Here is an 11,796-nt window from a genome sequence, read left to right on the forward strand (position 1 = left end):
CGATCTGCCTGAGTGCTTCCGAGGTGTCGGTGATGCCATAGAAGGAGCCCTCGAAGAATGGAATGTCCCAGCGCTCCTCCATCTGGCGGGCGAGATTTATAAGTGCCGTCGAGCATACCAACATAGACGCCCGGGCGCGGTGCGCGGAGGCAACATCGCGGTAGCGCGCGTCGCCCGGAATGCAGGCGCGCACCCGGATGCCGAGGCGATCAAGGAGCGGTTTCACCAGCCAGAACTCGCCGGAGAGGTTGAATTCGCCAAGGACATTGATGTCGTAAGCACCGACATCATCAGGTTCCACGGTGCCGATGACGTGGTCGAGCAACGCTTCGCCGGCGAGCTTGTTGCCAAGATTCTTGGAGCCGACGAAGCCCGGCGCATTGACCGGCACCACCGGCAAGCCGAACTTTTCCGCAGCGCGCTTGCAGACCGCCTCAATGTCGTCGCCGATCAACGCGGTCACGCAGGTCGAATAGACGAAGATCGCCGGCGGCGCATACGCTTCCTTGATTTCGCGGATTGCTTTGAAAAGCTTCCGCTCCCCCTGCGCCATTACCACGTCGAGTTCGGTGAGGTCGGTTGTGAAGCTCGTGCGCCAAAGCATTGGCCCGGACGAAGCCGTGCCGCGGTTGTCCCAGGAGTTGCCCTCGCAGGCGAGTGGGGCATGGATCAGATGCGCGACGTCGGTGATCGGCTGCAGCACGATCTTGGCGCCGTCGAAAGCGCAGCCGCCGGCTGCCGCCCCGGGTGTCAGCGGCTTCGAACAGCCGCTTTTGCGCGCCTTGGAATCCTTGCTGCGATTCTTCTCGCAGGCGGGCTCGTTGAAGACATCCTGGATTTTAGCAGTGAGCGAGGGCATTGCGCCGGGTCTCCAAGTCCAAATGAAGTCGGCCGGCCTTAACAGGGCCGACCGCCGCTCCTAGCGAGTCAGGTCATAAGAATAGTCCGTCACACCCGGCTCGCTCGTCTCGCGATCGAGCTTGTCGAAGATCTTGTCGAGGATCGTCGTTAAGACGCGCAGTCCGCCCTGGTAGCCCATGAGCGGGAAACGGTGGTGATGGTGCCGGTCGAAAATAGGAAAGGTCAGTCGGATCAACGGGGTGCCGGTGTCGCGCTCGAGATACTTGCCATAAGAATTGCCGATCAGCAGGTCCACCGGTTCGGTGAAGAGCAGCGAGCGCAGCGCCCAGAGGTCCTTACCCGCCCAGACCTGGGCATCCTTGCCGAAGGGCGAGGATGCAAGCAACTCCTTCATCTCGGCTTCCCAGGCCGACGTTCCGTTGGTGGCGAGGCAGTGGGTCGGCTCACCGCCGGTTTCCATGACGAACCGGGCAACGGCGTAGACGAAGTCGGGATCACCGTAGATCGCGTATTTCTTGCCGTGCAGCCAGGCCTGACTGTCCGCCATAGCGTCGACAAGTCTGCCGCGCTCCATTCCGATTATCCCGGGGATTTCCTTGCCGGAAATTTCCGAGACCTTCATCAGGAATTCGTCGGTCGCCTTGACACCCAGCGGATAGTGGAACGAGGCCGTCGCCTGACCGACCTCGTTGCAGTATTCGAGCGTTTTGCGGGTGTTATAGTGCTGCAGCGACAGTGTCGCTTCGGCGTTTAAAGCCGACTTCACGTCCTCGATCTTCGTGCCGCCGTCATACATGCGGTACATACCGTCCGAGGGCGTGTCGAACTGGTCGGAGGCATCCTGGATGAAGATGTAGAATACGCCCATTATGTCGAGCAAGCGCTTCAGTTCGCGGTTGTTGCCGACGCAGAAGCCGTCGAAGCCGGGAATGATGTTGATGGCTTTAGCCACTTCCTTGCGCGCGCTGCCGTTCCAGAAGTTCTCCAGAATGCCCTTGATCATGCCATCATAGCCATCGACGTGGCTGCCGACGAAAGCGGGGGTGTGAGCGAAAGGAACATCGAAGTCGGGCGGGACCGAGCCCTCGCTCTTGGCGTTTTCGATGAAGCTATGCAGGTCGTCACCGATGACCTCCGCCATACAGGTGGTCGAGACAGCAATCATCTTCGGGTCGTAGAGCGCATAGGTGTTGGCGAGCCCGTCGACCATGTTCTTCAGGCCGCCGAACACCGCCGCGTCCTCGGTCATCGAGGACGAAACCGCCGATGAAGGCTCCTTGAAGTGCCGCGACAGATGCGAACGGTAATAGGCAACGCAGCCCTGGCTGCCATGGACGAAGGACATGGTCCGCTCGAAGCCTGCGGCCGCAAACACGGCGCCGAGCGGCTGGCAGGCCTTGGCCGGGTTCACGACGAGGGCTTCGCGGGCGAGGTTTTTTTCGCGGTATTCCCAGGTCTTGGTGTATTCGCGTTGATCGGTAACGATCTGGTCCGGGTGGGGGCATTCAAAATTCAGCTTCTTCTCGGCGAGCATCTGCCTGTATTCCGGCTCGCGGAACAGGGGAGCATGGTCGAGAACTTTTTCGGCCGACTGCGGCATGGTGGTCACCTTTTCCTTCTGGCGCGCCAGGCGGCGGCACAGGACCTCGAGACGTTTCTGGTTTCCCGCAGATCAAGGGTCGCGGGCGTTCATTGGCCCCCTGCTCCTGGGAGGCCAGCTTTTTATTCGGCCGCTATCGCCATCGGCGGCACGGCTTTTTTCTTCCAGGGAGCGTCGTAGAGGTCCCAGACAGGGTTGTTGATGGCCAGATCCATGTCGCGGGCGAAAATGGCGAAGCCGTCATAGCCGTGATACGGTCCGGAATAATCCCAGGAGTGCATCTGACGGAACGGGATGCCCATCTTCTGCACCGGGTACTTCTCCTTGATGCCGGAGCCAACGAGATCAGGGCGGATCCCCTCGATGAATTTTTCCAGCTCGTAACCGGTGACGTCGTCATAGATCAGCGTACCCTTATTCACGTAATGGCCGGTGCGCTGATAGTCATCGTTGTGGGCAAACTCGTAGCCGGTGCCGACGATCCGCATGCCGAGGTCCTCGTAGGCCGTGATGACATGGCGAGGGCGCAGGCCGCCCACATAAAGCATCACCGTCTTGCCTTCGAGGCGCGGCCGGTACTTGTCGATGACCGCATCGACCAAGGGCCGGTACCTGGCGATGACAGCCTCGGTCTTGTCGACGATTTCCGGCCCGAAATGCTTGGCTATCTCGCGCAGAGAGGCTTCGATCTGGGAGGGACCGAAAAAATTGTATTCCATCCAGGGGATGCCGTACTTTTCCTCCATGTGCCGGCAGATGTAGTTCATTGACCGGTAGCAGTGAATGAGGTTCAGCTTGGCCTTTGGTGCACGCTCTACCTCAGCGAGCGTCGCGTCCCCCGACCAGTTGCCGACCACGCGCAGCCCCACCTCCTCCAAGAGAATGCGCGTAGCCCAGGCGTCGCCGCCGATATTGTAGTCGCCGACGACGTTAACATCGTAAGGGCCGGCCTCGAACTCGACTTCCGTCTTGTCGAAAACCCAGTCGCGAATCGAGTCGTTGGCGATGTGGTGGCCGAGCGACTGCGATACGCCGCGGAAGCCTTCGCAGCGCACCGGCACGATCGTCTTTTCGTGCTCCTTGGCTTTCTTGCGCGACACCGCCTCAATGTCATCGCCAATCAGGCCGATCGGGCATTCGGACTGCACCGAGATGCCCTTGTTCAAGGGAAACAGTTCTTCGATCTCGTCGATGATTTTCTCAAGCTTCTTGTCGCCGCCGAAAACGATGTCCTTTTCCTGGAAGTCTGAGGTGAACTGCAGCGTCACGAACGTGTCGATGCCCGTCAGGCCGACGTAGTAATTGCGGCGTTGCGACCAGGAATATTGACCGCAACCGACCGGCCCGTGTGAGATGTGGACCATATCCTTGACCGGGCCCCATACCACGCCTTTGGAGCCGGCATAGGCGCAGCCTCGGATCGTCATCACGCCCGGAATGGACTTGATGTTCGATTTGACGTCGCATTCGGAAAGGGCCTTTGCCTCCTCGCCGGGCTCGTCGCCGCTCCTTGCGACGCTGAGGTGCTTCTTGCGGCGCTTAGCCGCCTTGTCTGGATATTGTGACAGCACTTCCCCTATAAGCTTCTCATGGAGAGCGCTGTCATTCTCGTAATCAAGGCTCATGGGCCTTTGCCCCCTTTCAAGGTTCGGATAATGCCCCGCCGACGAGGCATCGTTCGTGGAAGGGCGCGCCGGGTGGTCAAAGGGCCGGCGCGCCCTGTCGACGGCGGCGTTATTGGGCGGCCGCCACCGTCGCTTCCTTGGCCTGAAGTTCGGCAAGCATTTGCTCGTCGGTCTTCATGATGCCGAAATCAAGCAGCATGTCCTCGAGCTCCTCCATGGTGATCGGGGTCGGAACGGTGCCTTGGCCCGAATTGGCATGGATCTTCTCGGCTAGCGCGCGATATTCCCCGGCCTGCTTGGAGTCCGGCGCGTACTGGATCACCGTCATCTTCCTGAGCTCGGCGTGCTGGACGATGTTGTCACGCGGCACAAAGTGGATGAGCTTGGAATTGAGCCTGGCAGCCAGCGCCTCGGAGAGGTCGAGCTCGCGATCCGTCTGGCGCTCGTTACAGATCAGGCCGCCGAGCCGCACGCCGCCTGAGTGGGCATATTTCAGGATGCCCTTGGCGATGTTGTTGGCGGCATAGAGCGCCATCATCTCGCCGGACATGACGATGTAGATCTCTTGGGCCTTGTTCTCACGGATCGGCATCGCGAAGCCGCCGCACACCACATCGCCGAGCACATCATAGGAGACGTAGTCGACATCGTCATAAGCGCCGTTCTCCTCGAGGAAATTGATCGAGGTGATGACGCCACGGCCGGCGCAGCCGACGCCCGGCTCCGGACCGCCGGACTCCACACACTTGATGCCTCTGTAACCGGCCTTGAGCACGTCCTCGAGTTCGAGGTCTTCCACCGAACCTTCCTGTGCTGCGAGATGCAGAACCGTGTCCTGCGCTTTCGCGTTCAGGATCAGGCGGGTGGAGTCGGCTTTGGGATCGCATCCGACGATGAGGATTTTCTGCCCGAGGTCGACAAGGGCCGCGAGCGTATTTTGGGAGGTGGTGGACTTGCCGATGCCCCCTTTGCCGTAGAATGCGATTTGACGCAAATCTGACATATTGCCTTCCTTCCTTCGTTCCATCCATCGCGGAATGCCGGTCGGCAGTTCTCGCCTCGCAAGGAACAGTTTCAAGACGCGTGCCAATTTGGCTGATCGAGTCGAAGGAAAGGCCTTTTTTATTGTTTTTCAGCGATTTAGTCCAAGCCATAACAAGAGATTGGTTAGACAAGCCTGTGTCGCTGACCCGACAAAGCCGACAGACGGTGTCGAGTTGACGTTACTTGAGACCGCTATAGGTTGACCTCGCGGGAGAGAGGACGACGACCGTCAGCAGGATCAACGAGCTTCGAAATGGAGACAATCGCACATCCAAGCTCCCAATGAGAAAAGGGCGGAGCTTTCGATCACGCAAAACGCCGAGGGAGATCAAATCGCGAACATGATTGGATAGGCACATCCTGCGCTGAACTTCTTATCTGGGTGGGAGACGTCATACGACTTGCTCATTGGGCAGGTTGCGCCCTGTTCGGGCGCGGCCCACAACCGCCGAATGAAAAGGAACCAGTCAGCGCCCGACAAACTTGCCGCGATACCGCTTGGTCCCGAACTCGCTGAGGAAAGGCGCGATGATAATGGCCTCGGCTCCGCAGCCGGCGTTCGCGAAAGCCCTCCAGATAAGAAAGTCGCTCGAGCCCATTGCGCCCCGCAGCAGCGGCAGCCACTTCCCAGCGAAGGCAAACAACAAGCCCAAGCCCTGGTCGCCCTGGGCTACAGAGGCTCAGCGACGACGGCAATCAGCTTACCAGCCGCCCGAGACGCTGCTGACGCAGCTGGGCTCTGAATGCATGATTTATATCGAGGCAAATCCACTTCCCGAGCGGGAGCAGACGAATCTTGCGTCCGCCGTGAAGCAATCCGCGATGCGCTCTCACGCTGGGTCAGATTCACCCTCTTCATCGACGACGGTCGCATCGAGAACGAATATCACTTCATCGATCGCTCGATGCGCCCGATCGCCTCAACAGGAAACCCTCTTCGCCGGTTCCAACGCCGCGGCCGAACAATGGGCAATCATCCCTTCGTTGATTGACCCCAGTCTCCGACCAAGTGCCTCAGCGCTCTTCAATGAGCCCGCAGCCAGCGAGGGCTGAGACAAAATCGTGCACGTCACCATTGGTGACGTCATACTGTTCTGCCTTAAGCTCGTTCAGTATCCTTGGCATTGTATGCTCGCCGTCGAGTTTTGAAATCAAAACGGCAACCCAAGGCGGAGGAGACTGGATGATCTTTTTTGATTTTCCGGGGATCTTCCCGACGCAGATACTCCCGTCCTCTGCTACCAACACCTGATGAGAACGCTTTAATAAAGGTTTAAAGTAGTGCACGAGGTGCCTCACTCAAAAAAGAGGTCGACTTCGCCCCCGACTTACAGCCCGGACAAGCACAAAGTCGCCTTTGTCGCTGTCTTGCGTCTTCTTCGCTAATGGCAGAAATGCGCTTTTCAAGGTCCGAAAATACAATGTCGTTCATGCTCCTTTCCTTTCTAATTCAAGCCCCGCACATTCAGCGCAACCCATAGCTGGTGACTTTTCGAGCCTGTCAAAAAAGCATCTTTTTTGGCGCGGCTTCGCGAGGCGCAGACGGTTGTGATGGAGCTGTTACGGATTACGCTCGACCGTTTTCGGCCGAGCACTGCTGACACCAAGCTCCTATCCCTCGCGACAAGGGAGATTCAAAAATCGTGCCAGCTGCGCACAGAGACTAGAAAAGTTTTTCCATATTTATTCAATGGCTTAGTGAGGCTGCATCAGCAAGCTGGCCGAACAATATTGTGTCGCGGATTCGACAAACTCGGCAGCGCCGCATCCTCCTGCGTGCCGATCAACCGAAGACCAGAAGCCTTCGAGCGGCTTGGGCGCTGGTTGGAATGGTACTTGCGCGTGACCTCGAGGCAGGCGCAAGCGGCAGGGCCTCGGGGCGGGCTGTTCGCCGCGGGAATCAACATCCAGAAAGCTGAAAAAAGCCGACATGAGGAGCAGCCACGCATGACGCGCATTGTCGGTGTAATCAATTACGGGTCAGTTCACGTCGGGAGCGATAGCGCTGGGCCTCCGGGAGAATGACGCCGTCGGTGAGGAGCATCGCGACGAGATCGAATTCGCGATGCCGAGCGCGTCGCCGCCACCACGCGACAGGTGCAGGACGCTCTTTCGCGTCTCTCCGGTTCGATTGAGGCGCTGTCCCAGATCCAGTCCTCTCCTTCGCTTGCCGCGACGGCATTAAGTCGAGAACGATCTCCCACTTCGGCTCTGGCTCATGTAGGCGGCGGGCGTTGTTCTGCGCCACATGCCTCTCGGGTTTGCGGCATCTCGCCGGAAACTGTAGAGGTATCGACCGCGGCGGGTAATCAGGGGGACCTTGACCTGTCGACAGTCGCGGCGGGTGTGTCGCGGTTGCCCTCGAACCGCGGCCCACCAGAGCGTGCCAGAGTTCTCGCCGATTGATCGGCGACCCAGACAAGGACCTTCTCGCCATCGATGTCTTCGAGCCAGAGACAAGGATCGTCATCGGGGGCATTCAGCGTCGGGGGAGGATCTATTTCGGTCATGTCCGAACTACTTCTGATCGAAATCACTTCGTTGTCCGAGAAAGCGGCAATTCTGTCACTTCAGGCCCATGACCCAGTGACTTATTGACCTCCGGGATGATCTTGTCTCCCCAAAGCTCAATTTGCCGCAGCATCGTCTTCTGGTCGAAATCTCCCAATTGGGTCTGAATTGCGATCTGGTCCGGTTTCAGGATGTCTATCTCTTCCAATAGCCGATCGATCACACGATTCACGCTACCGATCGGCAGGTTCTCGCGCATAGTCTCGAAGGACAGGTCCTGCTGCGTCGGCGTTTCCTGCAGCAGATAGCCATCGAGGCTTTGCTGGCGGCGTAGAAGCAATGCTTCGGACAGCCGGCGTTGGAAACGGGCGTTATCGAGATAGCTGTTGATCTCAACCTCGTCGTCGCTGGCATAGCAGCAGCGCAGCAGCGATATCTTGGCGTCCGTAACATTCTTACCTTTTGAAACTGCTGCTTTCTCGATGTTTTCGCGCAGCGTGCTCAAAGTGTCCAAGCCGTCGTGGAATGCGGTGACGAACAGATTGTGTCCCTCACGATAAGCCCGGCCCATGCTGTATCCGGACGTTGTAGCGATCCAGATTGGCAGTGTTGGCTTCTGGACTGTGCGCACCGAAATCGCTGTCGGAGGTATCTTCTTATACTGCCCGTCGTGCTCGAAGATCCTCTGATTGAGACCCTTGAGAAGGATGTCCAGATATTCCGAAAAAACAGCCGGCGCCTCATCAACATTGACGCCGAAGCGCTCGAACTCGAACTGCTGGTATCCCGAGCCGACGCCGAGCTCGAGCCGGCCGTTCGAAACAATATCGGCCAATCCGATCTCGGAGAGCAGGCGAAGCGGTTGATAGAGCGGCAGCACACAGACGGCGGTGCCGAGGCGAATGGTGCTCGTCAGGGCGGCGCAGTGCGCCACCATCATCAAGGGCGACGGAACCAGGCTGTAATTGTTGAAGTGGTGCTCGGCGAACCATGCGGTGTTGAAGCCAGCCTGCTCCGAAAGGACTGCCTGTTCGATGGAGTTGCGGATGACGTCGTTGGACGATTGATGATAGCCGCGCCGAGCGGCCAAGAGGAATGTCGCGAATTCCATGGTGTTTCCTTGTTACGGCAGATTAGCGGTCAGGGATGCTCCGGCCTTGGTAGCGGCGTAGTCGATTATCCTCCGGTAAGCCGCTTGCCATTCGGCGATCACAGGCGCGCACCGAAGACCTCGAACGACTGCGTCTCCAATGAGGGCGTTTCGCTCATCGATGGAGAGGACACCCTCGATCGGGAACCGCGCTTCGGGCGCATCGCGCAGCGGGAGCTGGTCGCGTTTGAAATTTTCGGCTTCGATGAGCCGCAGCCAGCCGCGTGGCGCACAGTCGACAATCATTCCGCGGCCTCCGCTAAATGTTCTGATAGAGTTGGCTGGCGAATGCCGCATCCCCGGACGAGGTCCAGCCGCCGTCCACGTACAGGGTAGAGCCGTTGACGTATGATGCGTCAGACGATGCCAAAAAGAGCGCCGCGTCCGCGATGTCTTCCGGCTGTCCCATCCTTCCCATCGGGATGCGCGTCTGATTGCTGTCGAGTTGATGTGGCCGCGCTTTGCCAACTGAGCGATGCCAGGCGTATGAATATAGCCAGGAGCGACGGTGGCTGTGCGAATGCCAACCGGCCCGAGTTCGGCCGCCATGCACCGAGTCAGGATCTCCATCCCCGCTTTGGACGCACCGTAGGCATGGCGCGGTGCGAAGGGCGGGAAAGTGTTGATCGATCCGAGATTGAGGATCACGCTTCCTGGATGCATCGCCTTGATCGCCTCGCGGCCGCAGGTGAAGGCGCCGGCGAGATTCACATCCAGGACGTGCTCAATCTGTGTCGGCATTTGTTCAACCCCTGGCACAAAAGTGTCGGCCACAGCAGCACTATTGACGAGGACGTCTAGCCTGCCGAAGCGCCTCCGCAGCTCCTCGAACAGCGCCACCACGTTGCTCTCGACGGCAACGTCCACGGATTTCGCCATGTGCTTGCCGCCGAGGGATCCGGCGAGCCCTGCCGCTGCAGCGCCATATCTGTCGGCAATTACAACGGTATCGCCGTTTGCGGCAAAGCGGCGGACGACGGCCGCGCCTATGTCGTTCGCCCCGCCCGTGACGAGCACGATCCGCGCACTGGAGTGCTCGGCCGGACGGGAGAGTTCGGCTCGTGGCGTCCCAGGCACTGGCGGATGCGCATCGCCCGGCTGGTTGAAGACATCCAGCCACCATCAACCGTCAGCACGGAACCGGTGATGTAACTCGCTTGCGGGCTGGCGAGAAAGCGCACCGCTCGGGCGATTTCGTCGGGACGCGCCACGCGTCCCATCGGCACCCGGCGGCGCACCGCGACGAGGTCTATCTTGCCCGCGCGCTCAAGTTCCGAGACCATCGGCGTGCGTACATAGCCCGGTGCTACCGCCGTCACGCGAATGCCACACGACGCCAACTCGCATGCCAGCGATTTCGTGAACGCGATGAGGCCCGCCTTCGAGGCGGCGTAGGCGTTGCGTTTGGGATTGCCGAGCACGCCCGCCAGCGACGCGACGTTGACGATGACAGCGCCCCGCTGCATCCGCCGTGCTGCTTCGCGCGCCATGGCGAAGGGCCCGATCAGGTTTACTGCCAAGACGCGTCGGAAGGCGTCGATAGTCGTGTCAACGGTCGCAGCCATAGTCGGCCCCATGGCGGCGTTGTTGATGAGGACGCCAATCTGGGCGAACTGTGCTTCGATCCGTTCATAAAGCGCAAGGATATCCTCCTCTCGCGAGACATCGAATTCAAGCCCAAGATGCGGGGGCCCGAGACTGCGGGCCAGTTCAAGCACGCCGCTGCCAGGGAGATCCACGGCGACCACAATGTCCCCATCTGCGGCAAGAGCATCGACAAGGGCACGGCCGACCCCGCCTGCAGCGCCTGTGATGATGACGATACGTCCTGCCTGATTCATGAGATAAGTTCTCCCGACCAGCGTTGGCAATCCTAGGCCATGGATCATGATGATCCGTCGCGGTACTGCAGCACGTCATGATGGCGAGGAGTTTCCGTCCCAGTAGACGTTGTGCGTTCCGGCGATCAAGCCTCACTTTCATGTTCTTGATGGAATGCAGCGTTTCCCCAAGGCGTAGACCGGGTCATCTGGATGCGATCCTCCGATCGGCTGTCGGGGGCCGAACCGCTCTGTCTCGGATGCCGCGGACAGGCTCTGTTCCTCGACCAAATCATAGACCACCGTCCGTTCGGCAATTCGCCAATCCCCTCCCCTCTTCTGAAACAGATCGCAATAGCGACCGCAGATGAGGACCTGACGTAGCGTCCCGGCACCATCCGGTGCGCGTTGCAGTGCGGCGAAGTAACTCTCGACGGCGGCCTCTGCCGGGCTGATGAACTCAATCAGAATGTTCGTGATCTGATGGATGTTGCGCGGTCCGGTCTTGAAGACGCCCAGCGCGAACTCAACGAAGCCCTCTGCCGAGCCGGAATAGGCACCGTGATTGTCATGCGCATCGGGCCAGTAGGAACTGCGCAGCGCCGCCTCATCCGCGCGGTCTATCCCGCGGCAGTACCGATAGAGACAGTCGCGGATCGCCTCGCGGTCGAGCAATTCGTCAATTTTTTTGTGTTTCATCGCTTTGTCGCAAATCTGAGATTGACAGAGGCGTTTTCGCGCATTCAGTTACGCAGCCAAGGTTTCGACTGTTCGGCGGTTAAGGCAGTCGCACTGTAGGCAAACCCTGCCTGCCGCTTGCACATCGATATGAAACAGCTGCCGTAGAAGTTGACACCACTGGGACTGCTGAACGAGTACGGTGTCTGGACAGAGGCCAGCGCCGTCATGTACCGGTGACGCTCTATTTTAACCCCCACAATGTTGATTGAACAAAAGACGATCAAGCAACGCATCGGAGGTGCGATCGATTTCCAGCGCACGTTCGGGGCAGGATCGAGCGCCTCGTGAGGCGAGCAGTTCGTCTTTCTCCTCAACATCGATATCACCGGGCAGTATGTAGCCCTCGTCATTAAGGTCGAAGATGTCGGGCGCTTGCGCCCAGCATCGAGCATGACCTTGGCATTTGGCCTTGGGGCCGGTGATGAGCATGCGGAACCTCCATGG

Annotated in this window: 11 protein-coding genes and 1 pseudogene; all 12 read right to left on the bottom strand. The window is 59.2% G+C overall.

Going from position 1 to position 11,796, the window contains the following annotated elements:
- Positions 1–859: nitrogenase component 1 (locus tag C9413_RS18495; RefSeq protein WP_281408645.1), on the bottom strand; the 859-nt coding region annotated here is incomplete at its 3' end.
- A 60-nt stretch (positions 860–919) separates the two neighbouring features.
- The gene (nifK, locus tag C9413_RS18500) at positions 920–2,461 is read right to left on the bottom strand and encodes a nitrogenase molybdenum-iron protein subunit beta (RefSeq protein ID WP_040114270.1); all 1,542 of its coding nucleotides are present in this window, start codon (positions 2,459–2,461) and stop codon (positions 920–922) included.
- 122 nt (positions 2,462–2,583) lie between these two features.
- Positions 2,584–4,086 carry a nitrogenase molybdenum-iron protein alpha chain gene (gene nifD / locus C9413_RS18505; protein ID WP_040114269.1) on the bottom strand — a complete coding sequence of 501 codons (1,503 nt, stop codon included), beginning with the start codon at positions 4,084–4,086 and terminating at the stop codon, positions 2,584–2,586.
- Positions 4,087–4,195: 109 nt separating this feature from the next.
- Positions 4,196–5,089 (bottom strand): nitrogenase iron protein, encoded by an 894-nt coding sequence (gene nifH, locus C9413_RS18510; RefSeq protein ID WP_040114461.1) that lies wholly within the window; start codon positions 5,087–5,089, stop codon positions 4,196–4,198.
- A 1,055-nt stretch (positions 5,090–6,144) separates the two neighbouring features.
- Positions 6,145–6,417, bottom strand: a complete 273-nt coding sequence (locus C9413_RS18515; protein ID WP_040114460.1) for a hypothetical protein — start codon at positions 6,415–6,417, stop codon at positions 6,145–6,147.
- A 1,022-nt stretch (positions 6,418–7,439) separates the two neighbouring features.
- On the bottom strand, positions 7,440–7,640 hold the full coding sequence (locus C9413_RS18520) for a hypothetical protein (RefSeq protein ID WP_133938071.1): 201 nt from the start codon (positions 7,638–7,640) through the stop codon (positions 7,440–7,442).
- A 23-nt stretch (positions 7,641–7,663) separates the two neighbouring features.
- On the bottom strand, positions 7,664–8,752 hold the full coding sequence (locus C9413_RS18525; RefSeq protein WP_040114265.1) for an LLM class flavin-dependent oxidoreductase: 1,089 nt from the start codon (positions 8,750–8,752) through the stop codon (positions 7,664–7,666).
- Positions 8,753–9,050: 298 nt separating this feature from the next.
- The gene (locus tag C9413_RS33525) at positions 9,051–9,209 is read right to left on the bottom strand and encodes an SDR family oxidoreductase (protein WP_348648786.1); all 159 of its coding nucleotides are present in this window, start codon (positions 9,207–9,209) and stop codon (positions 9,051–9,053) included.
- A gap of 47 nt (positions 9,210–9,256) precedes the next feature.
- A pseudogene (locus C9413_RS33530) lies at positions 9,257–9,868 on the bottom strand (SDR family NAD(P)-dependent oxidoreductase); the annotation flags it as partial.
- Positions 9,778–10,632 carry an SDR family oxidoreductase gene (locus C9413_RS33535; RefSeq protein WP_246703787.1) on the bottom strand — a complete coding sequence of 285 codons (855 nt, stop codon included), beginning with the start codon at positions 10,630–10,632 and terminating at the stop codon, positions 9,778–9,780. The gene C9413_RS33535 and the pseudogene C9413_RS33530, both read right to left, overlap by 91 nt.
- 138 nt (positions 10,633–10,770) lie before the next feature.
- The gene (locus C9413_RS18540) at positions 10,771–11,310 is read right to left on the bottom strand and encodes a nuclear transport factor 2 family protein (protein ID WP_040114263.1); all 540 of its coding nucleotides are present in this window, start codon (positions 11,308–11,310) and stop codon (positions 10,771–10,773) included.
- A 228-nt stretch (positions 11,311–11,538) separates the two neighbouring features.
- Positions 11,539–11,781 (bottom strand): ferredoxin, encoded by a 243-nt coding sequence (locus tag C9413_RS18545; protein ID WP_170250738.1) that lies wholly within the window; start codon positions 11,779–11,781, stop codon positions 11,539–11,541.
- Positions 11,782–11,796 lie beyond the last annotated feature (15 nt).

The sequence above is a fragment of the Rhizobium sp. SEMIA 4085 genome (assembly GCF_013004495.1).
Classification (GTDB): domain Bacteria; phylum Pseudomonadota; class Alphaproteobacteria; order Rhizobiales; family Rhizobiaceae; genus Rhizobium; species Rhizobium gallicum.

Excerpts from the sequence above, each read along its gene's own strand:
- nifK (WP_040114270.1), bottom strand. The coding sequence starts at position 2,461 with ATGCCGCAGTCGGCCGAAAAAGTTCTCGACCATGCTCCCCTGTTCCGC.
- C9413_RS18545 (WP_170250738.1), bottom strand. The coding sequence starts at position 11,781 with ATGCTCATCACCGGCCCCAAGGCCAAATGCCAAGGTCATGCTCGATGC.
- nifD (WP_040114269.1), bottom strand. The coding sequence starts at position 4,086 with ATGAGCCTTGATTACGAGAATGACAGCGCTCTCCATGAGAAGCTTATA.
- nifH (WP_040114461.1), bottom strand. The coding sequence starts at position 5,089 with ATGTCAGATTTGCGTCAAATCGCATTCTACGGCAAAGGGGGCATCGGC.
- C9413_RS18525 (WP_040114265.1), bottom strand. The coding sequence starts at position 8,752 with ATGGAATTCGCGACATTCCTCTTGGCCGCTCGGCGCGGCTATCATCAA.
- C9413_RS33535 (WP_246703787.1), bottom strand. The coding sequence starts at position 10,632 with ATGAATCAGGCAGGACGTATCGTCATCATCACAGGCGCTGCAGGCGGG.
- C9413_RS33525 (WP_348648786.1), bottom strand. The coding sequence starts at position 9,209 with ATGGGAAGGATGGGACAGCCGGAAGACATCGCGGACGCGGCGCTCTTT.
- C9413_RS18540 (WP_040114263.1), bottom strand. The coding sequence starts at position 11,310 with ATGAAACACAAAAAAATTGACGAATTGCTCGACCGCGAGGCGATCCGC.
- C9413_RS18520 (WP_133938071.1), bottom strand. The coding sequence starts at position 7,640 with ATGACCGAAATAGATCCTCCCCCGACGCTGAATGCCCCCGATGACGAT.